Genomic DNA, 20,573 nt, shown 5'->3' with positions numbered 1-20,573 from the left:
GCGGGGGCGATGTGTTTGGCGTGACGTGCTGATGTATTGAGTTCAGCCGCCGTGCTCTGACAACGTGCTCAGCCGCCGGCGGTAATGCCGTGCTCGCTGGCGAGCAGCGCGCGGTAATCGGCGTAGCCCTTGCGGTAGGCGGCCACTCCTTCGGCCTGGGGCTGGGCGAGTGTCGCGTGATCCAGCGCGACCAGCCGCTCACAGAGTTGCTCAAGCGTCTCGCTATGGCGACCCTGTCCTTCATCGCCTGACTGTCCCAGACACCAGCCCGCCTGAATCGCGGCGCCCAGGGCGGCGGCCTCGGTCACCTGCGGGCAGACCACCTCGAGGCCGAGAATGTCCGCCAGCATCTGACGCCACAGCGGACTTTTGGCGCCACCGCCCACCAGGCGGATCTGGCGCGCCTCACTGCCCAGCGGCCCCATGCACTCCAGTGCGTAACGCAGGCCGTAACTTGCGCCTTCCATGGTCGCGCGACACAGGTTGGCCGGGGTGGCATTGCGGCTGTCCAGCCCATGGAAACTGGCCTGGGCACGCGGCAGCATCGGCACACGCTCACCATTGAAGAACGGCAGCACCCGCACGCCCTCGGCTCCGCGCGGGGCGCTTGCCACCTGGGCTGAGAAGGTGGCGATGTCGAAGCCGAACATCTCGCGTACCCGCGTGGTGGCCGAGGTCACATTCATGGTGCACACCAGCGGCAGCCAGCCACCATCGCTGGCGCTGAAACTGGCCACCTGAGGGTCGCAGTCGGCCGGATAGTCCGCCGACCAGGCGCATACCGTGCCGGAGGTGCCCATGCTGAGCGTCACCCGCCCCGGCGCGATGTTGCCGGTGCCGATGGCGCTCATCATGTTGTCGCCGCCGCCGCTGGAGACGATGACGTCGTCACGCAGCCCGAAGCGCGCGGCGATCTCGGGGCGAATGCTCCCGGCCGGCTGATGGGATTCTATCAATCGGGGCAGCACGCGCCGGGCATCAAGCTCCGGGGCGATCTGCGCGAAGACATCCAGATGCCAGCAGCGCCGCCGGGTATCGAAATAGCCGGTGCCCGAGGCATCGCCGTATTCGGCGACGCGCTCGCCGGTCAGCCAGAAGTTGAGATAGTCATGCGGCAGCAGGATGCTGGCGATGCGCTGATAGCGCTCGGGATGCCGCTCACGCAGCCAGGCAAGCTTGGAGGCGGTGTAGCCGGTCTGCAGCACCAGACCGAGCGTCTCCAGACAGCCCGCCTCACCTCCCAGCGCCGCGATCAGTGCGGCATTGTGCTCGCTGGTCTCGGTGTCACACCACAGCTTGGCCGGATGGAGCGGCACACCGGCCTCATCCAGCACCACCATGCCATGCTGCTGACCGGACACTCCGATCGCCGTGATGCGCTGCGGGTCCAGCCGCGAGGCGGCCAGTGCATCAGCGAAGGCGCCCTCAAGCGCCGCCACCCAGTCCTGCGGATCCTGCTCGCGGCGTCCGTTGGCACCTTCCTGCAGCGCATGACTGCGCTGGCCCTGGGCCACGATGCTGCCGCAGGCCGGATCGACGATCACCACCTTGGTACTCTGAGTCCCACAATCAACACCTACCCACATGGGGCTCTCCCTGCCATCCGTCATTCAGCTGTCTTCCCCATCGGGGCCGATGGGGGCATTCGCAAGGCGCCAACGCCAGTCGGCGTTGAGCGAGTCCTGCTTGATCAGGTGCGCGTTGAGCATGTCCTTGTGATGGGTGCGCTCGTGGGCACCGCGGGCATCCTGGCCCATCTCGCGCCAGCGATGCAACAGACGCGGCACCAGCACCTCATCCTCGATATCCAGAAAGATGCTGATGTCGAACAAGCCGAGCAGCGCGTCCCAGGGCGCGTGGCGCAGCAGCAGATAGTTGCCCTCGACCAGCACGATGCGATGGTGAGTCCCGACCACGCGGCCGCCGGCACGTGCCAGGTCCAGCGGGCGATCGAAGACCGGCACGGCGACCGGGCCATCATCGGCGCGCACCCTGACGAGATCATGATAGAGCCCGCGCGCATCGAAGGTCTCCGGTGCGCCCTTGACGTAGAGCAGGCCCTGCGGCGCCAGCACGGCGTTGTCGTAGTGATAGCCATCCATCGGCACCACCACGGCGATGCCGGGTTCCAGCGCATTGAGGGTCTCGCACAGGGATTCCGACAACGTCGACTTGCCCGCCGCCGGCGGGCCGGCGAGGGCCACGATGGTACGTGTGCGCTGACTGGAGGCGTGTTCCGCCAGCACACGGCTTGCCATGTCGTCCAACGAGGGCGACATGTGGGCCAGGCGAGAATCGGGTAAAGATGTCACGTGACTACCTCATTAATGGATGCGCACCCTTGCAGCGGGACGGAAGGTGTCTCTCATCCTTAGCTCATCCAGTTGCCACCGTCGACATTGAGTGTCTGGGCGACGACGAAATCGCTGTCTTCACAGGCCAGAAATACCGCGGCGCCGGCGTGGTCATCCGGCAGCCCCATGCGTCCATAGGGTACCGCCTCACCGACCAGACGTTTCTTCTCGCCCAGCGGGCGCTGTTCATGATGGGCGAACAGCGCATCGACCTGATCCCACATCGGCGTGTCGACCACGCCCGGCGCGATGCCATTGACATTGATGCCATGACGGATGAGATCAAGCCCGCAGGACTGGGTCAGGCTGATCACGGCGGCCTTGGAGGCACAATAGGCGCTGACCAGCGCCTCGCCGCGTCGTCCGGCCTGCGAGGCCATGTTGATGATCTTGCCGCCCTGCCCGCGCTCGACCATCGTTCTGGCCACCGCCTGCAGGGTGAAGAACAGGCCTTCGACATTGACCGCCAGCTGGTGGCGCAGCATGCCCTCGCTGACCTCCAGCACCGGCGCCATGGCGAAGACGGCGGCATTGTTGACCAGGATATCGATCGGCCCCAATTGTGCCTGCACGCATTCCAGCATGCTCTGACGCGAGACGCTCGACGTCACGTCCAGCGTCACCGCCAGGACGCGTGCCTGCGGCCCGGCCTGCTCGCGCAGCTGCTGGGCGGCACGCTCCGCCGCCTCGCCGTTGATGTCCGCCAGCGCCACATAGGCGCCTTCGGCGACATAGCGGGTGGCGATGGCCAGGCCGATACCGCCCGCAGCACCGGTGACCACCGCCACCTTGCCGGCGAGCCGGGCGCTGCGTGGCGAGGTCAGCGGCTCACTATTATTGGCCGACTCGGATAGCGTCTGCATGTTGTCACCCCCTGACGGTGCTCATGTGGCGCTCAGGTCGCTGGCCTGACCGATACGCAGCTGACTGATCAGACCACTGACCTCCTCCATGCTGGCACGGCTCTGCCAGGCACCCGCCTCCAACTGATGCTGGGCGTGGCCCGGCGGAATATGCCCGGCGCCGGTAAAGCCGATCACGCGCAGACCGGCCGCGACCGCCGCGCTGACGCCAGCGAGGCTATCCTCGATCACCACGCACTCCAGGGCATCGCGCCCCAGCTGACGCAGCGCCAGCTGATAGACGTCCGGCGCGGGCTTGGGGCGCGCGACTTGCTCGGCCGTGAAGAGCGGCACCGAGCCCAGCCAGCGATCCAGACCGGTGGCGGCCAGCGAGGCACGCACCCGCCGCTCGGCACTATTGGAGACGATCGCCACGGCCACGCCATTCGCCAACAGCCCGCCAAGCAGTTCCGCCATGCCGCTGATGGGCGCAAGTTCCTTTGCCAGACGTGACTCGATGGCGTGGTCGATGCGCTCCATCGCCTGCGGCGGCAGGGTGTGAGCGCTCATGGCCTCCAGATGGCCCAGGATGGCCTCGGTGGTCATGCCCAGCGCCGCGCGCAGCTCGGCCTCGGTGTCGAGATCCGGCAGCCACTCACCCAGCTGACGCGACAGCTCCTCCTCGGCCAGCACTTCGCTGTCCACCAGCACGCCGTCACAATCGAAGATCACCTGCTGCAAGGGTGTACTCATCTCATCATCCTCTCTGGCTTCCCGATTCGCGGCTTCCCGATTCGCGGCTGCGCGGTTCATGCGCGGGCTTCCTGTGCGGCGCTGGCGCTGGACAGGGAATTGTCCTGACGCGTCAGGCTGGTCAGCGGGTGACGGTTGAGATTCTGCAGCGCCAACCCTTCACGGGTGAAGAGGTGCGCACGCTCGGTATCGAAGCCGTAGCGGATGCTGTCACCCACGCGGCTGTTGACGTCTCCATCCGCCATCAGGATCCAGCCGCTGTCTGACTGCTCGTCGGACTTGAGGCCGCCGATCGGCGCATCGCCGGAACCATCCGGAGTCGCCAGGTACAGAGAGGTCACCCCGCCCAGACGCTCGATGACCTGAACCTGGCCGCTGAACGGGCCTTGCGCGTCCAGCATCAGGTGCTCGGGGCGCACGCCCAGCGTCAGGCTGTCGCCGACGATGACCGAGGCGCCATCTTCGGTCTGGCTCACCACCGGAATCAGGCGCTCGCTGCCGTCGGGCAGGCGCACCGTGACGCCCTCGCCGGCCACGCCAGTGACGGTGATGTCGAGAAAGTTCATCTTCGGCGAGCCGATGAAACCGGCCACGAAGCGGTTGCGCGGGTGATGGTAGAGCTCCATCGGCGAGCCGACCTGCTCGACCACGCCGCCCTGCAGCACGACGATCTTGTCGGCCATGGTCATGGCTTCGACCTGGTCGTGGGTCACGTAGATCATGGTCGCCTTGAGCTCGGCATGCAGGCGCGCCAGCTCGATGCGCATCTGCACCCGCAGCGCGGCGTCCAGGTTGGAGAGCGGCTCATCGAACAGGAAGATGCTCGGGTTGCGCACGATGGCGCGACCGATGGCGACACGCTGACGCTGACCACCGGACAGAGCCTTGGGCTTGCGGTCCAGCAACGGCCCGAGCTGCAGCACCTCGGCGGCGGCGTTGACCTTCTCGGCGCGCTCTTCCTTGGAGACGCCGGCGAGCTTGAGGCTGAAGCCCATGTTCTCGCCCACCGTCATGTGCGGATAGAGCGCGTAGCTCTGGAACACCATCGCCAGGCCGCGCTCGGCCGGGCCGATATCGTTCATGCGCTTGCCATCGATCAGGATGTCACCGGAGGTCGCGTTCTCGAGACCGGCGATCATGCGCATCAGCGTGGACTTGCCGCAACCGGACGGGCCGACGAAGACCACGAATTCCTGGTCCTTCACTTCCAGATCGACTCCCTTGATGACCTGGGTGGTGGAGGCGCTGGCGCCGCTGCCGGAGGTGAATTCCTTGACGATGTTCTTGAGCGTGAGTGTGGACATGGGAAGTTTCCTTATCCGCACCTGCCCGAGGGCAGGTGATGGCAAATTTGGGTGGCATGGCAAGGGTGCAACATGCGTGTGGCTCTCGGCCGCCTGCGCTGATCTGCTCTCAGTCAATGCTCATCTGGCAATGTTCATCAGCCAATGTGGCGCAGGCGGCGTACCTCTCTGTAGCTTATGCGTCTTGCGTGTGCGTCTTGCGTGTCTCTGGCTGGCGCGGATTACTTGACGGCGCCGAAGGTCAGGCCGCGTACCATCTGCTTCTGGGTCATCCAGCCGAAGATCAGGATCGGCGCGATGGCGAGCGTGGAAGCCGCGGACAGCTTGGCCCAGAACAGCCCCTCAGGACTGGAGAAGGACGCGATGTAGGCGGTCAGCGGTGCGGCGTTGGAGGTGGTCAGGTTCAGGCTCCAGAACGCCTCGTTCCAGCTCAGGATCACGCACAGCAGACCGGTGGAAGCGATGCCCGGCAGAGTCAGCGGCAGCAGCAGGTGGAAGATCTCCTGCAGGGTGCTGGCACCATCCATGCGACCGGCTTCGAGGATGTCCTTGGGAATGTCCTTGAAGAAGGTGTAGAGCATCCAGACCACGATCGGCAGGTTCATCAGCATGTAGATGATGATCAGGCCGGTACGGCTATCCAGCAGGCCCAGATCGCGGAAGATCAGGTAGACCGGCAGCAGCACGCCCACGGACGGCAGCATCTTGGTCGACAGCATCCACAGCAGTGTCCCCTGGGTACGCTTGGTGGGCAGGAAGGCCATCGAGTAGGCGGACGGAATCGCGATCAGCAGTGCCAGCAGCGTTGCCCCGAGCGAGATCACCACACTGTTGAGGGCGTACTTGAAGTAGTCCGCACGTGCCTGGATCTCGATATAGCCCTCGACGCTGGGCGTGAAGAACAGGCTCGGCGGCGTGGCGATCGCCTCGGCCTCGGTCTTGAAGCTGGTGAGGATCATCCAGAAGATCGGGAAGAACATCACCAGCGCGATGGTCCAGGCCACCAGGGTCAGGACAAGCTTCTTGTTGATCACGCTGCGGCGCGCGCGACTGGCGCTGACGGCAGCGCTGGCGGCGGCCACGGAATTGGAAGTTGAAGTCGACATCATTGAGTCTCCCTGTGCTGAGCGCTTGTCATCAGTTCTCGAGATTCTTGGCGACGGTACGCACCAGGAAGAAGGCCACGATATTGGCCAGGATGATGGCGATCACGCCACCGGCGGAGGCACCACCCACATCGAAGTCCAGCAGGGCGCGGATGTAGATCAGGTACGCCAGGTTGGTCGAGGCAAGCCCCGGACCACCGGAGGTGGTAACGAAGATCTCGGCGAAGATGGTCAGCAGGAAGATCATCTCGATCATCACCACGACGCTGATGGCACGTTTGAGATGCGGCAGGGTGATGTAGAAGAAGATCGCCACCGGCCCTGCCCCGTCCATGCGCGCCGCCTCGACCTGGTCGTCATCGAGTGACTGGATGGCGGTCAGCAGGATCAACACCGCGAACGGCAGCCACTGCCAGGTGACGATGATCACGATGGAGGTCAGCGGCAGGCTGGCGAACCAGTCGATGGCCGGCAGACCGAACAGCCCGGCGACCCAGGCCAGAATGCCGTTGACCGGGTGCATCATCATGTTCTTCCACACCAGGGCACTCACGGTGGGCATGATGAAGAACGGTGCGATCACGAACAGACGCGCGACGCCGCGGCCGAAGAATTCCTGCTGCAGCAATACCGCCAGCAGCGTGCCGCCGACCACGGTGGCGACCAGCACCCAGCCCACCAGCAGCAAGGTGTTGCCCATGGCGGTCCACAGGGACGGGTCGGTCAGCAGGTAGTAATAGTTGTCGACGCCGGCAAAGCCGGACACCGACGGCATCATCAAGTTGTAACGCTGGAAGGAGAACCACAGGGTCATGACCAGTGGTACCAGCATCCACATCAACAACAGGCTTACGGCTGGGGCTTGCAGCGACAGGGTTCGCAATCCCCCGACGGTGCGTCCGGATGCTCTCGTGCGCATGGTGAGTCCTTCGATACGGTGAGGAAGTCCGGCAATGCGGTGGGCTTCAGGCCGAGGCTCCCCGTGCCACGCCGCGAGGGCGTTGCAGGAGTCTCGAGAGGAAGGGGGTAACCGCGGGTGCCGGACGGGGCTCCCGCCGTGCTTCGAGTCAATTTCGATTGAGGCTCAAGGCAAGGCGGGAGGCCGTTGCAACGTTCAGATCAGATCGGTTGGGATCAGACCGGCTGGATCAGATCAGTAACCCGACTGGCGCATGGTGCGCTCGGTGGAACGCTGGGCGGAGGACAGTGCCTGCTCGACCGACATCTGGCCGGCCAGCGCCGCGGCGATCATCTGCCCCACCTGGGTACCGATGGACTGGAATTCCGGAATGGTCACCATCTGCACGCCGACATAGGGCACCGGCTCCAGGGTCGGATCGGTCGGGTCGGCACTGGTGATGGCGTCCATCACGAAGCCGGCGAAGGGTGCGGCGTCCTTGTAGGACTGGTTCTCGTAGGTGGAGACACGGGTGCCCGGCGGGATGCTGGCCCAGCCTTCACGCTCGCCGACCAGGTTCACGTATTCCTGGGAAGTGGCCCAGGTAATGAAGGTCTGGGCGGCATCCTTGGACTTGGAGGATTCCGGAATCGCCAGCGCCCAGGACCACAGCCAATGCGAGCCCTTCTCCGTCTTGGCGATCGGTGCCGGCGCGAAGCCCAGCTTGTCGGCCACGGAAGATTCCTTCGGGTTGTAGAGCTTGCCGGCCGCCGAGGTGGCGTCGACCCACATGCCGCACTTGCCGCTGGAGAACAGTGCCAGGTTCTCGTTGAAGCCGTTGGAAGTCGCGCCCGGCGGGCCGTACTTGCCCATCATGTCGACGTAGAAGTTGATGGCCTCGCTCCAGGCCGGGGAATCCAGCTGCGGTTCCCACTCCTCATTGAACCAGCGGCCGCCGAAGCTGTTGACCATGGTGCCCAGTACCGCCATGTTCTCCCCCCAGCCCGGCTTGCCGCGCAGGCAGATGCCGTAGACGCCTTCATCCGCGGAGTTGAGCTTGGCGGCCCAGTCATTGACCTGGCTCCAGGTCGGCTGCTCGGGCATCTCGATACCGGCCTGCTCGAAGAGGTCCTTGCGGTAGTAGAGCATGGAGCTTTCGCCATAGAACGGCAGCGCGTAGAGGCCCTTCTTCTCGCCTTCGGTCACGCTCAGACCATCACGCACCGGCTTGATCAGGTCATCGACCTGATAGTCCTCCGGCAGGTTGTCGAGCTTGGTCAGCCAGCCATGCTTGGCCCAGATGGGCACTTCATAGGTGCCGATGGTCATGACGTCGAACTGGCCACCCTGGGTCGCCACATCGGTGGTCAGACGCTGACGCAGCACGTTCTCTTCCAGTACCACCCAGTCGAGGGTGATGTCCGGATGCGCCTTCTCGAATTCGCTGGTCAGGCTCTGCATGACCACCATGTCGGCGTTGTTGACGGTCGCGACGGTGATGGTCTCGGCACTGACCTGGGCGCTGAGCGGCGCCAGGGCAGCGACACTGGCGAGCGAGAGCAGATGACGGCGGGACTTGGTGATGTGAGGTAGGCGCATGAGGGCACTCCATCGGGGCGTTATTGGCATTGTTCTTTTCGAGGGCAGCGGCGCCTTGGGCACCGATACCTTCCCATCAACCGGCTTGGTGAACGGATGTCCTGGCGAGACATCGCGACGCAAACACGTTCGATCAAAACGTCATTCAGTGAACAAATGATCGGATCAGACCTGTAAAAAAGCAAACCCTGAAGCGCTATACCTTGGGCTATACAACCTTGGGATCTGATCCTTTGGGTGTAGGCCACAAGGCGGCATGGCCACTGAGCTTGCGTGCAATTCAGCATAGACAGATATTAGCGTTAAACGAAACAACGCGGACCACGATTGCCGCCCCGATTCTTTATCATTGAGGTGAACAAACGCACTCGATTGTCAGACAAGAGAAGTCAGTGTTCGCCCTGAAAGTCGTACCTCCTACGCGAGGATGGGAGAACGAAGGGGAAATAAAGAGAGAACAAAGAGCGAACCAAGAGAGGGCAAAGAGAGAGCAAAGGGCAAGAAAAAACGCAGGTATCGCGGAGAAATAGCAAAGGAAGGGCGAAGGAGTGACGGAGAAATAGCAGAGCAATAGCACCGGGAAGGTAACGGGACGCCTGGGCCTCACGCGAGCATCGCGCGGGCAACGACAATGCTGAACCCTGACCACGATAACGACACCGCGAACGACACCAAGAACGACACCAGGAGCAAGGCCTGGCCATACGCCCCGCCCTGCTCCCGATGACTCGCTCGGCGCCTTGTACGGCGCCTTGTGCAGACTGTATCCACAAAAGCCTGTCATCGGGAGCCAGCCGTCAAGCGCAAGCCATCAGCAGAAAACTAATAGGCTGCTGACATCTCGGTGAAATCATACGAAGACGGCAGTTCTCTGCTCACTCCTTGAGGGCCGCGCAGACCCGCTGGGCAGCCACCTCGTCGATGATCAGCCCTTGCAGCCAACCACCGCGCAACGCACTCAGGATGGCCGGCACCTTGTCGTGGCCGCCCGCCAGCCCGATCAGCGGCTGCGCCTTGAGCGAGGTCAGCGGCACACTGGTGATGCGCTGCGCCAGCGGGCAATCGATCAGCCGGCCATGGGTGTCGAGCGGCCAGCCCATCAACTCCCCCACGGCACCGACCTCCATCAGCTCATCGCGCTCGGCGGCGCTGATGAACTGATCCTGGAACAGCGTCGCCTGGGCATCGAGACGCCCGATGCCGATCATGCCCACATCGGCCTCACAGGCGACCTTGAACACCGCCTTGACCAGATTCTGCCCCTGCAGCGACTCCTTCTCCTCGATGCTGGCCGCCACCACGGGCGCGGGCAGCAGGAAGCGATCAGCGCCGATCTTGTCCGCCAGCAGCATCACGCCGTCATAGCGGTTGGAGGAGCCATCCAGCGCCACATTGCCGACCAGTGACACGATGCGATGCTGGGGGCGCTCGCTGCGACTCAGCGCTTCCACCGCCGCACGTACCGCACGCCCGGTGCTCAGCGAGATGGTCTGTGGCTGCTGGCGACCGAGATAGAACGCCAGGCGCTCGGCACCCGCCACCGCCAGATACTCCGCGATGCTCTCCGGTGACTGGGTGTCAGAGGGCACCACATCGCAGAAGCTCAGCCCGAAGTGCTCCACCAGCGTATCCGACAGCGCCATGCTGCTGGCCACGGGATGATCGATGGAGATCTTGACCAGCCGCTCCTGACGCGCCAACGACAGCAGGCGCTGCACGCCGGGGCGCGACACCCCCAGCTGAACCGCGATGTCGTCCTGGGTCCGTCCACCGACATATGACAACCATGCAGCCCGCGCAGCCTGCTCCAGTCGCTGTTCAAACTTGTCCATGCGCTTTCTTCCACACTGTCGATTGAGTCCAACACTTTCCACGCCGCCGCCACCGAGCACAAGTGCCACGCGCCAACCCGCGCGCAAAATGACAACGCCCCGCCGATGAAGGCGAGGCGTTGCAGAGACGCTTTTTCGCGCCGATGGCATCAGCAGACTGACGCCTACGTGCCGCGAAGGACTACATGAACCAGCGTGCGCCATACCCCCACAGCAGCACGGTGACCGCCAGCAGGCCCTCGAGAACCAGCACCCCGATCCCCAGTGTCGACCCGGTGACGAGGAAGCCTTCCTTGTTGGAGATGTCGAGCAGTGGCGGGATGCCCAGATACAGCAGGTATGCGCTGTAACACAGGCCAATGGTGCCCGCGAGGATACACACCCAGATGACAGGGTAGAGCGCGACCAGCCCCGCGAGGAACATCGGCGTGGCGACATAGCCCGCGAAGATGATGCAACGCCGGCGGCTGGGGTGCCCCGAGAAACGCTGCGAGAGCATGTGAATGACAGTGCCCATGAAGCCGATCGCTGTCAGTATGGCGATATAGAACGCGATACCGGCGAAGAAGGCATCCAGAGGCTCCAGAAGAATGGCGTGGCCTTCCGTCAGGCTCCAACCGAACTGCGTGGTCCCGATGTAGGCGCAGATGACAGGCACCAGCGCCATGAGCAGCACATGATGTGCGTAGAGGTGGGTGATGGATTCGTGTTCCTTGCGGATGGTCTGCCATTCCCGTTGCGGATGCGCCATCAAGCCCCATACGTGGGTCAGCATGTGGTCTACCTCCCGTTGACAGTCGTCGACAATCCGGCCATGCGGTCCCGGCGCGGAGTTCGTGTCAGGGCAGTTGCACAGCCATGATTTGAGCGTAGACCACATTGCGCCAACTGGCAGTTCAACGCCCGTTGCCCCTTCCGAATCGTGCCGGTGCAGGCGTGAAACAGGCCAACCGGGGAAGCGTTGATCGAGACAGCGACAGCACGCCCTGCACTTTTGAGGGATACTTGATTTACCCCCTATGGATGGATAACGACGAATGCTAATCGGACAGCGTAGCGGCATGAAGGCAGTGCTTGTCATGCAGGGAGTGCTCGACATGAAGAGAATGTTCGGCATCAAGAGAGCGCTCGGCGTGGGCTTGGCACTGGGCCTTGCCACCCTGGGCACGCCCGCCCAGGCGGAGCCTGTCGAGCTGACCATGAGCCGCGAATACGGCCCCCAGACCATGATGGGCCAGCGCGCCCAGCAGTTCGTCGATCAGGTAGCATCGCTCAGCGAGGGCGAGCTCGAGATCTCCTTCGGAGAAGGCCCGCTGAGTCGGCTGCGCTCGGTGAATCATCTCGAGGCCATCAACGCCGACATCATCCAGCTGGCTGACTCCCACAGCGGCGCGCTGGCCGCCGAAATGCCGCTGTTCGGCCTCAGCTCGCTGCCGACCCTGGTCGATGACCCGCATCAGGCGCGCGAACTCTACCGCCTGGCGCGCCCCAGCTATGAAGCGCTGCTGGAAGAGCATGACCAGATTCTGCTCTACGCCCTGCCCTGGCCGCCCAGCGGGCTGTGGTCGCGCAAGCCGATCACCACACGCGATGACCTCCGGGGCGTGCCCGTGCGGGCCTACGACCGCAATACCCAACGCGTACTGCTCAACCTTGGCGCCATCGCCACCGTGCTCGGCTGGGAGCCGATGCAACAGCAGCTGGCCGAAGGCCGTATCGAGGCAGTGATGACCTCGGCCCTGGGCGGCCTGACGGCGGAGCTCAACCGCACGCTGGATCACTACACCGCGCTGCAATACGCCATGCCGCTCAATATCGTTCACATGAGCCGGTCACGCTTCGAAGCGCTCGACGACACCCAGCGCGAGGCCCTTCTCAGCGCCGCGACCGAGATCGAAGACACCAGCTGGAACGCCATCGCCAGCGTCCTGGAGCAGACCCATGCCCAGCTGGAAGAGGCCGGCGTGACGGTCAGCAATCCGCTCTCGCCCGAACTCAAGCGCTCACTGGCACGCGCCAGTGTCAGCGTGATCGAGAGCTGGCGCAGCAAGGTTGACCTTGAGGAAAGCGAACTGCTGGATCGCTATCTCGCACAACGCGATGCCCTCTGAGTCAGGCACGCGCCCACGCCACCGACCTTGGCCATGACGGCCACCCCACGCGGCAACCTCTCCCGACAGCGCAGGGAAAATGCGCGACGTCACGATTCACCTGAGCATAAACGCAGGCATGCACTACCCTAGCGGGCAAAGGTCAATGACAAAAAGAAAGGATTCCCCATGACGTCTTCCTCACGCATTTCCGCGCTGTTGTCCGCTGGCCTGGCCACGGCAGGCCTGATCAGCGCACTCAGCGCGCACGCCCAGACGACCCTCAGCATGAGCAGCGATTACGAGCCCGACACGATGATGGGCCAACGCGCTGCCGAATTCAGTCAGCAGGTCGCCAGCCAGTCCGAAGGCGACCTGACGCTGACGCTGCGCTCGGACATTCGCTCCGCCAGTCACCTACAGGCCACCGCCGGCGGTGTCATCGACATCGCCGCGACACTCAGTGGCGCGCTCGCCGAGGAAGCCCCCTTCTTCGGCATCTCCTCACTGCCGGCGATCGCCTACGACCTCGATGAAGCTCACCGCCTGTACGTGGTCGCGAAGCCGCGCTACGAGGAACTGCTCGCCGAGTACAACCAGATCCTGCTGTATGCCCTGCCGTGGACGCCCAGCGGCCTGTGGTCGAAAGCGCCTATCGCTGACGGTGATGACCTGAAGGACATGCCGATCCGCACCTACGACCGCAACACGCAGCGTGTGCTGCTCAATCTGGGCGCGGCGCCTCAGGTCATGAGCTGGGGAGAGCTCAAACCCCTGCTGCCCGGTGGCAGCATCCACGGCGCGCTGACCTCCGCGATGGGCGGTGTCAGTGCGGAGCTCTACCGCTACATGCCCCACTTCACCACGCTCAACTACGCGATGCCGCTCAATATCATCCACATGAATCGCGATAGCTTCGACGACCTGACAGAGGCGCAGCAGCAGGCGTTGATCGATGCCGCGCATGCCGCCGAGTCTGCCGGCTGGACGGCCACCCACAGCGTGCTGGACGAGGCCTACGCCATCCTGCAGGAGAACGGCGCGAAGCTGATCACCCCGGCCCCACCTGAGCTGCAGGATGCCCTCGAGGAGGCCAGTCAGCATGTGGTGGAAAGCTGGAAGCAGAAGGTCACCAGTGAAGATCGCGAACTGCTGACGAAGTATCTCGAATCACGTCCTGAGCGCTGAGCCCGAAAGCACTGATGATCGACAGGCTCCAGACACGACAACGGCACCCTCGGGTGCCGTTGTCGTCTTCGTGCGCTTCACGTCTTGTGCAATAGAGCGGGGCTCTGCTCAACGATGCGACGCCGCCAGTCCCGCGCCGGCCACGACGAATAGACTGCCCGTGGTGCGATTGAACAGCCGCACGCGCCGGTGGCTATCAAACCAGCGACTGATGCTGGAACCCGCATGGGCGTAGGTGCTCATCGTCAGCAGGTCCACCACCAGCCAGGTCAGCGCCAGCACCACGAACTGGGGCAGCTGCGGTTGGGCCATGTCGATGAAGTTGGGAAACAGCGCGCCGAAGAACAGCAGGTCCTTCGGGTTGCTGATCCCGATACCGAAGCCCTTGCGGCACAGTTGCCAACGCGTGGCTCGGGCGCGCATCTGCCCGTCTTCCCCCACGGCATCGAACACCACCGGCTGGGATGGCGCCCGCCAGGCCTGAATGCCCAGATAGATGAGATAGAGCGCCCCGACGATCTTCAGCACCAGAAACCCCGTCTCGGAGGCCGCCAATGCTGCGCCGAGGCCCAGCGACGATAAGGCCATCAACACCAGTGACGCCGCCGCCCCACCCACCACCGTCGCGAACGAGCGGCGTCGGCCGTGGCGCAGGCCATGATCCATGCACAGCAACGCAAACGGCCCGGGAAAGGTGATCAAGGCAGTGATGACGCTGACATATGCCAGCCAGACGGTGAGTTCCACTGGGTTTCCTTGTCGTTCAACGAGTGACGAACTGCTGAAAGGTGACCTGCCAATATCGCGACTCTCCGCCACGTCAGCAACACTTTTCGCTCCGATCGGCTCGGCAAGATAGCCGCTCCCCTCTTTGAGCACGTTGTTGCTGCCGATAACCACTTCTGCGGGGGCTGCCTGGCATTGACAACCAGCCTCCATCACACTTCACTCATGCAAGGAGACTGCCGAGCGCTATTCACAAGTGCCCTGCTCACAAAAGCTCTGATCACAGAACTCTGCCCCAGATTCAGGACGAATCTGGCGACACTAAACTACCAGGGAAGAACCATGAGTGACTGCGTGTTTTGTCAGATCGTTGCGGGCCACAGTCCAAGCCATGTCGTGGCCGAAGACGAGCAGTTCCTGGCCTTCCTCTCCATCTTTGCCTCTACTCCGGGCAACACGGTCGTCATCCCCAAACGCCACCTGGGCAGCTGCGTGTATGAACAAGACGATGAGGTGATTCTCGGCCTGATGCGCTTCACGCGCCGCGTGGCGCGCAAGCTCGACGCCTACTTCGGGGTAGCACGCACCGCCATCATCTTCGAGGGCTACGGCGTCAACCACCTGCACGCCAAGCTCATCCCGCTGCATGGCACACAGCCAGGCGAATGGCAGGCCAGAAACTCGAAGATGAAGTACTACATGACCGAATACGATGGCTACGTTGTCAGCGCGGATGGCCCACGTGAAAGTGATGAGAAGTTGGCCGAGCTGGCGGAAGATATACGCCAACGTTGTGAGTGAAAAACAAAAAAGCCTCCCATTCGGAAGGCTTTTTTGAAGAATCTGGAGCGGGTGAAGGGAATCGAACCCTCGTCTTAAGCTTGGGAAGCTTCTGCTCTACCATTGAGCTACACCCGCAGGGCGGTGCATTGCGCACGCCAGAACTGCATTGTACTCAACGACTTAGCGCGGTCAAGCAACATCTGATGGAGCGGTTGCCGCAGGCGGCGTCGTACTGGCGATGTTGGTGGCCAAGCCGTTGATTGCATTCAGTATTCAAGCGCCGGTGATAATTCTCAGGCTGCGCAGCTATCGAGTTGCGCCAGCAGCAGACCACGGCGGGCGTCACTCATGCCGAGGCCTTCGCCGCGCTGCGGGAAGGCGGCGTCGATGGCGTTGCGGCACAGGGTAAGCCACTGCGCCTCGCTGAGGTTCAGCGCTTGCTGCACGGCGATGAAGTTGTCGAGCATGCCGCCGCCGAAATAGGCCGGGTCATCCGAGTTGAGGGTGATATTGAGGCCCGCATCGATCAGCTTCGGCAGCGGGTGGTCTTCCATGCGCTCCACCACCTTGAGCGCGACATTGGACAGCGGACACACCGTCAGCGGGATACGCCGCTCGGCCAGCTCCGCGACCAGGGCGGCATCTTCCAGGCAGCGCACACCGTGGTCGATACGCTCCACCCCCAGCACCTCAAGCGCCGTGCGGATGTACTCTGCCGGGCCTTCCTCACCTGCGTGCGCGACACGATGCCAGCCGCGCTCCCCCGCAAGCTGGAAGACTTCGGTGAACTTCTCCGGCGGATTGCCGATCTCGGCGCTGTCCAGGCCGACACCCACGAAGCGCGATTCAAAGGGAATCAGCGCGTCGAACAGCTCGCGCGCAGACGCCGCGGAATGACAACGCAGGAAGCTCGGCACCAGCGCCGAGGTGATATCGAATTCCTTCACTGCCTCACGACAGGCGCGCTCCAGCCCCGCGAACTGGGTTTCCAGACTCACGCCACGCGCCAGATGCGCCTGCGGATCGAAGAACAGCTCCAGATGCTTGACGCCATCGGCGCTCGCACGGCGGAAGTAGTCCTGCGCCAGGCGGTAGAAGTGTGACTCATCATTCAAGACGCCCATGCCCTGGTAATAGAGCGCGAGGAAGGCAGGCAGGTCCGCGAAGTCATAGGCCGCCTCGACCTCCTCCAGGGTGGCGTAGGGCAATGTGATGCCCTGCTCCGCCGCCAGCTCGAACATCAAGGCCGGCGTCAGCGAGCCTTCGATGTGCAGGTGCAGCTCCACCTTGGGCAGGCGGGCGAGAAAGTCGTGCATGCGCGGGGTAAGGGTCATGGCCCGTCTCCTCAATGAAAGGCGGCGGCTGGAAGATCGCGGAGCGCTCACCACAGCCTGATGGCGCAATTCTAGCAATCCCGAGACCACCTTGAGGAGTGACGGCGCGGGAAATGCGATTTCTCTACTCACTGCCCGCCTGCCGTGCCTTTTCGCGACTCGCCGAAATAGGCTATTTTCGTTCATTCGCACTCTCGCAAGCTCACGACACAAGCTCATCACAACAGTCATGAGCGTGCGACAGCCAGCAACGCTCAGCCCCATGCCACGCTGACTGACATAACCATAACGATCGACGCTGAACACCAAGGACACGATAGCCATGCACGCCACATCCCCTGCACGCCATCCCTTCTCACGCAGAAAGCAATCTCGACAGCGCACTGGCGCCCTGCCCGCTGCCCTGCTGCCCTGCTGCTCAGCCTTGGCCTGCTGGCACCCTTGAGCGCCAACGCCGCCCAAGAGGAGCAGAACGAACAGACCGACTTCGCCCCGCAGGGCAAGACGGAGTGCATCGCACCCGCCAAGCCCGGCGGTGGCTGGGATTTCACCTGTCGCAGCGTGGCCCGCCTGCTGGATGAGCAGAACCTCATCCCTGCCGGCATGCAGACCCTCAACGTGCCCGGCGCCAGCGGTGGCGTCGCCTTCGCGCATGTGAAGTCCAAGCGCCACGCCGATGAGCAGGTCATCGTCGCCGCCTCGAGCGCGACCACCACCCGCCTGGGCCAGCATGCCTATCAGGACGGCAAGGTCGACGACGTACGCTGGCTGATGACTCTCGGCGCCGACTACGGTGTGATTGCCGTGGCCGAGGACTCACCCTACCAATCGCTGAACGAGCTGCTGGCCGCCATGCAGGCAGACCCCAAGGCGGTGCGCTTCGCCGGTGGCGATGTCGCGGGCGGGTTTGATCACCTCAAGGTGCTGATGGCGGCGCGTGAGGCGGGCATCGACAATCTGCGCGCCCTGCCGTACCTCGCCTACGACTCCGGCTCCGTCGCCATCACCCAGGTGATGGGCGGCCACCTGGAGGCCTTCACCGGCGACATGACCGAGGCCCGCGGCTTCGTCGAATCCGGCCACCTGCGCCTGTTGGCAGTGTTCAGTGAAGAGCGTCTGCCCGGCCAGTACAGCGACATCCCCACCGCGCGTGAGCAGGGGATCGATGTGGTCGCACCCAACTGGCGCGGCTTCTACCTGCCGGGTGGCGCGTCGGATGCCGCCTTCGACTGGTGGGAGCAGACCCTCAACCGCATGGCCGAGACGCCCGAGTGGCAGCAGGTGATGCAGGACAACGGCCTGATGCCGTTCCACAAGTCCGGCCAGGCGTTGGATCGCTTCATCACCCAGCAGGTCAACGATGTCGAGCAGATGTCGCAGGAGCTGGGCCTGCAGTGATCAACTGAAGCCCTGAGGTACTGGCTCCCTGAGACCCTTGAGCCCTGAGCGCCGCGCTCGCCTGGCAAACGCTCGAGACTGGCAAAAGCTCAAGGCAGCCCCAAAAAAGACGCCACCCGTTAGCCGGGGTGGCGTCTTTTTGCGACTGACTGGCTTCCAACGACCTCAAGGCATGGAGGGCCAGGGCCCCTTGGGCGGCTGATGTTCGGAGTCGAATTGATAGGACGATGCCTGGTCTCTCTCTTCGTGCGGCTCTGAGTCCGAGCTTGAACCTGTGTCAGCGCCTGAACCTGTCTCAGAAGCTGTCTGTGACCGAGGCTCCGCTCCCGGCAACAGCTCGGACAACCGCTCCGTCTCGAACGCGATTTCCGTGTCGGCATCAGCCTCGAGCAGCGGCTCTGCCACGTACTCGTGATCCGGCTCCACCAACTCCGCCTCCTCCAGCGGTGCGACGTTGGCCTCGAACGCCTCATCCAGCGCCTCTTCCAATGCCTCCTCGAAGGCTTCTTCCAGCGCGACCTCGAAGGCCTCTTCCTGCGCCGCTGCCTCGGCTGCCTCGGCGGCCAGCTGCTCATCCTCGGCGTGTTCATGCGCCCACTCCACCGCCACCTCGACCGCCATCGGTGACGCCGTCGGCAGGATGTTGAGGTAACTGTCGGTCTCCTCGACCGGCACCATCTCGCGCTGGGTGATCTGATAGAGCGCATACAGCGAGATGGCCACGAAGGTGGTCGCCAGCACCAGCCAGAAGGCGTAGGGGTCCATCACCTCCATCGCGCCACCTGCCGCCAGCGGCCCGACGATGGCACCCAGCCCGAAGGCGAACACCAGCCCGCCGGAGGCGCCCGGCATCTCCTCGGCCGACAGCGAATCATTGGTGAAGGCCAGCAGCAGCGCATACAGCGGTGTGGTCACGCCCCCGGCAAAGAAGGCCGAGGCGATCAACGGCCACAGCGCATCGCCCGCCATCCAGCCGAACAGACATGAGCCTGCCCCTGCGGCGGACAGGCCGCAGATGAGCACGCGGCGGTCCATGCGGTCCGACAGCCAGCCGATCGGGGTCTGCAACACCAGCGCGCCGGCGAACAGCATGGCGATGAACAGAGCGATATGTGAGCCCGACAGGCCCACCTGGGTGCCGAAGACCGCGCCCATCCCCGACTGGGTCGCATAGACACTGCCGAGCAGGAAGATGCCGATGGCGCCCAGCGGTGACGCCTTGAACAGTTTCGCGAACGACATGGCCCGCGACACCTCGACCACCGGGGCCACGGCTGCCGACAGCAGAATCGGCCCGAAGGAGATCGACACCAGGATGGAGGCACAGATGAACAGCACCGAGGTCGCGGCGTCGCCCAGCGTCAACAGGCCCTGCGCGCCGATGATGCCCAGTGTCTGCGCCATCATGTAGGCCGACAGCACCTTGCCGCGCGTCTCGTTGCTGGCAGCCGCATTCAACCAGCTTTCCGCCGTGACATAGATGCCTGACATGCAGAAGCCGATCAGCAGGCGCAGCAACGTCCAGGCCCAGGGTTCGGTCAGCAGCGGCAAGGCGATCAAGGCCGCCGAGATGAAGCTGCCGAGTGCCGCGAACACCCGCACATGCCCGACCCGCTGGATCAGCACCGGCGTATAGCGCGCGCCGGAGAGAAAGCCCACGAAGTAGCCCGAGGTGACGATCGCCAGCTCCGCCGAGGAGAAGCCCTCGATGCCGCCACGCAGACCGATCAGCGTGAAGTGCATGCCATTGCCGAGCATGATCAGCACGATACCCAGCAACAACGCCCACACACTGCCCAACACCTTGGCCATGAGTCTTCTCCCCTCCCCTGTCCCCTTGCACGATTGCCGATGGCACCCGGTCAGCACGCAGTCTGGCTACCGGCTACACGCTAGACCAAAGCCCAATGGCCACGCTTCTGCTGCAACGCCGCATAACGTTTCAAACACGACAAGCAAGCCATGACGCCCGTGAACGCACAGCTCACGCAGGCGACGCAAGCGTCCCGCTCGGGCCTGCTGGGCGAGGTGCGAGGGAGGCAAGTAAGAGCAGCCAGAGAGCAGCGATAGAGAAGCGAGAGAGAAACAAGAGAGGAGTGAGAGAGGAACAAGAGAAAAGCAAGAGAGAAGCAAGAGAGCGTCGGAAACCGCCAGATTCCGACACGACATCCCGCCGGATCATTCACAAAAATGCACCACAAAGGTGCGCAAATACGCCTTTCGACCAAGGTCGGTGCGACGAATGGGTATCTTGCGAGCCATCGGGCGGCAGTCTAATTTCACCATACAGAATAAAGTTCCGCCTTACAGAATTGTAAGGTTGCTGTCAGGTTCGCGGCGCAGGGCGAGTTTCTCGCTCGACCGCT

17 protein-coding genes and 1 tRNA gene are annotated in these 20,573 nt (G+C 63.6%); 4 read left to right on the top strand and 14 right to left on the bottom strand.

All coding sequences use genetic code 11. The features are described from left to right. Window positions 1-68: 68 nt before the first annotated feature. The 10 genes from xylB to R1T44_RS07540 all read right to left on the bottom strand — a co-directional run bounded on the left by xylB (window position 69) and on the right by R1T44_RS07540 (window position 11,463). Window positions 69-1,586 carry a xylulokinase gene (xylB, locus tag R1T44_RS07585; protein ID WP_153635407.1) on the bottom strand — a complete coding sequence of 506 codons (1,518 nt, stop codon included), beginning with the start codon at window positions 1,584-1,586 and terminating at the stop codon, window positions 69-71. Window positions 1,587-1,610: 24 nt separating this feature from the next. After that, complete coding sequence (locus R1T44_RS07580) at window positions 1,611-2,312, bottom strand: nucleoside/nucleotide kinase family protein (RefSeq protein WP_317292826.1); 702 nt, start codon at window positions 2,310-2,312, stop codon at window positions 1,611-1,613. Window positions 2,313-2,371: 59 nt separating this feature from the next. Next, window positions 2,372-3,217 carry an L-iditol 2-dehydrogenase gene (locus R1T44_RS07575; protein WP_153635406.1) on the bottom strand — a complete coding sequence of 282 codons (846 nt, stop codon included), beginning with the start codon at window positions 3,215-3,217 and terminating at the stop codon, window positions 2,372-2,374. Window positions 3,218-3,238: 21 nt separating this feature from the next. Next, window positions 3,239-3,949, bottom strand: coding sequence for an HAD family hydrolase (locus R1T44_RS07570; protein ID WP_225347828.1), 711 nt, complete (start codon window positions 3,947-3,949; stop codon window positions 3,239-3,241). Window positions 3,950-4,005: 56 nt separating this feature from the next. Beyond that, window positions 4,006-5,253: an ABC transporter ATP-binding protein gene (locus R1T44_RS07565; protein ID WP_153635405.1), complete on the bottom strand. Its 1,248-nt coding sequence runs from the start codon at window positions 5,251-5,253 to the stop codon at window positions 4,006-4,008. 221 nt (window positions 5,254-5,474) lie between these two features. Continuing rightward, the gene (locus tag R1T44_RS07560) at window positions 5,475-6,359 is read right to left on the bottom strand and encodes a carbohydrate ABC transporter permease (RefSeq protein ID WP_043334580.1); all 885 of its coding nucleotides are present in this window, start codon (window positions 6,357-6,359) and stop codon (window positions 5,475-5,477) included. Window positions 6,360-6,390: 31 nt separating this feature from the next. Beyond that, on the bottom strand, window positions 6,391-7,278 hold the full coding sequence (locus R1T44_RS07555; protein WP_043334545.1) for a carbohydrate ABC transporter permease: 888 nt from the start codon (window positions 7,276-7,278) through the stop codon (window positions 6,391-6,393). Between the two features lie 234 nt (window positions 7,279-7,512). Continuing rightward, window positions 7,513-8,856, bottom strand: coding sequence for an ABC transporter substrate-binding protein (locus R1T44_RS07550; protein WP_107335189.1), 1,344 nt, complete (start codon window positions 8,854-8,856; stop codon window positions 7,513-7,515). An 875-nt stretch (window positions 8,857-9,731) separates the two neighbouring features. After that, entirely contained in the window at window positions 9,732-10,688 is a 957-nt protein-coding gene (locus R1T44_RS07545) for a sugar-binding transcriptional regulator (protein ID WP_043334551.1), read from the bottom strand. Window positions 10,689-10,869: 181 nt separating this feature from the next. Then, complete coding sequence (locus tag R1T44_RS07540) at window positions 10,870-11,463, bottom strand: Yip1 family protein (protein ID WP_082388794.1); 594 nt, start codon at window positions 11,461-11,463, stop codon at window positions 10,870-10,872. A gap of 322 nt (window positions 11,464-11,785) precedes the next feature. Between R1T44_RS07540 and dctP the strand changes: the two genes are divergently transcribed. After that, window positions 11,786-12,799, top strand: coding sequence for a TRAP transporter substrate-binding protein DctP (gene dctP / locus R1T44_RS07535; RefSeq protein ID WP_172978633.1), 1,014 nt, complete (start codon window positions 11,786-11,788; stop codon window positions 12,797-12,799). 168 nt (window positions 12,800-12,967) lie between these two features. Then, the gene (locus R1T44_RS07530) at window positions 12,968-13,966 is read left to right on the top strand and encodes a TRAP transporter substrate-binding protein (RefSeq protein WP_153635402.1); all 999 of its coding nucleotides are present in this window, start codon (window positions 12,968-12,970) and stop codon (window positions 13,964-13,966) included. Between the two features lie 108 nt (window positions 13,967-14,074). Here R1T44_RS07530 and R1T44_RS07525 read toward each other — a convergent pair whose 3' ends face one another. Further along, window positions 14,075-14,713, bottom strand: coding sequence for a LysE family translocator (locus R1T44_RS07525; RefSeq protein WP_153635401.1), 639 nt, complete (start codon window positions 14,711-14,713; stop codon window positions 14,075-14,077). Between the two features lie 333 nt (window positions 14,714-15,046). On the opposite strand from R1T44_RS07525, the gene R1T44_RS07520 reads away from it, so the two are divergent. Continuing rightward, on the top strand, window positions 15,047-15,493 hold the full coding sequence (locus R1T44_RS07520) for an HIT family protein (protein WP_317292825.1): 447 nt from the start codon (window positions 15,047-15,049) through the stop codon (window positions 15,491-15,493). 43 nt (window positions 15,494-15,536) lie between these two features. On the opposite strand, the gene R1T44_RS07515 is transcribed toward R1T44_RS07520, so the two are convergent. Together R1T44_RS07515 and R1T44_RS07510 are read right to left on the bottom strand one after the other, a co-directional pair. Next, a tRNA-Gly gene (locus R1T44_RS07515) sits at window positions 15,537-15,610 on the bottom strand. Between the two features lie 158 nt (window positions 15,611-15,768). Next, entirely contained in the window at window positions 15,769-16,809 is a 1,041-nt protein-coding gene (locus R1T44_RS07510; RefSeq protein ID WP_317292824.1) for an adenosine deaminase, read from the bottom strand. A 441-nt stretch (window positions 16,810-17,250) separates the two neighbouring features. Between R1T44_RS07510 and R1T44_RS07505 the strand changes: the two genes are divergently transcribed. Next, the gene (locus tag R1T44_RS07505; RefSeq protein ID WP_225347780.1) at window positions 17,251-18,207 is read left to right on the top strand and encodes a Bug family tripartite tricarboxylate transporter substrate binding protein; all 957 of its coding nucleotides are present in this window, start codon (window positions 17,251-17,253) and stop codon (window positions 18,205-18,207) included. Window positions 18,208-18,372: 165 nt separating this feature from the next. Here R1T44_RS07505 and R1T44_RS07500 read toward each other — a convergent pair whose 3' ends face one another. Continuing rightward, window positions 18,373-20,019: an MFS transporter gene (locus R1T44_RS07500; protein WP_153635391.1), complete on the bottom strand. Its 1,647-nt coding sequence runs from the start codon at window positions 20,017-20,019 to the stop codon at window positions 18,373-18,375. Window positions 20,020-20,573: the final 554 nt, after the last annotated feature.

This window comes from Cobetia amphilecti (genome assembly GCF_032923285.1).
Lineage (GTDB): Bacteria > Pseudomonadota > Gammaproteobacteria > Pseudomonadales > Halomonadaceae > Cobetia > Cobetia amphilecti.
Note: the sequence above shows the minus strand (reverse complement) of the source record. Positions and strands in the feature narration are given on the sequence as shown.

Excerpts from the sequence above, each read along its gene's own strand:
- R1T44_RS07560 (WP_043334580.1), bottom strand. The coding sequence starts at position 6,359 with ATGTCGACTTCAACTTCCAATTCCGTGGCCGCCGCCAGCGCTGCCGTC.
- R1T44_RS07540 (WP_082388794.1), bottom strand. The coding sequence starts at position 11,463 with ATGCTGACCCACGTATGGGGCTTGATGGCGCATCCGCAACGGGAATGG.
- R1T44_RS07545 (WP_043334551.1), bottom strand. The coding sequence starts at position 10,688 with ATGGACAAGTTTGAACAGCGACTGGAGCAGGCTGCGCGGGCTGCATGG.
- R1T44_RS07555 (WP_043334545.1), bottom strand. The coding sequence starts at position 7,278 with ATGCGCACGAGAGCATCCGGACGCACCGTCGGGGGATTGCGAACCCTG.
- R1T44_RS07510 (WP_317292824.1), bottom strand. The coding sequence starts at position 16,809 with ATGACCCTTACCCCGCGCATGCACGACTTTCTCGCCCGCCTGCCCAAG.
- R1T44_RS07565 (WP_153635405.1), bottom strand. The coding sequence starts at position 5,253 with ATGTCCACACTCACGCTCAAGAACATCGTCAAGGAATTCACCTCCGGC.
- R1T44_RS07575 (WP_153635406.1), bottom strand. The coding sequence starts at position 3,217 with ATGCAGACGCTATCCGAGTCGGCCAATAATAGTGAGCCGCTGACCTCG.
- xylB (WP_153635407.1), bottom strand. The coding sequence starts at position 1,586 with ATGTGGGTAGGTGTTGATTGTGGGACTCAGAGTACCAAGGTGGTGATC.
- R1T44_RS07570 (WP_225347828.1), bottom strand. The coding sequence starts at position 3,949 with ATGAGTACACCCTTGCAGCAGGTGATCTTCGATTGTGACGGCGTGCTG.
- dctP (WP_172978633.1), top strand. The coding sequence starts at position 11,786 with ATGAAGAGAATGTTCGGCATCAAGAGAGCGCTCGGCGTGGGCTTGGCA.
- R1T44_RS07530 (WP_153635402.1), top strand. The coding sequence starts at position 12,968 with ATGACGTCTTCCTCACGCATTTCCGCGCTGTTGTCCGCTGGCCTGGCC.
- R1T44_RS07550 (WP_107335189.1), bottom strand. The coding sequence starts at position 8,856 with ATGCGCCTACCTCACATCACCAAGTCCCGCCGTCATCTGCTCTCGCTC.
- R1T44_RS07500 (WP_153635391.1), bottom strand. The coding sequence starts at position 20,019 with ATGGCCAAGGTGTTGGGCAGTGTGTGGGCGTTGTTGCTGGGTATCGTG.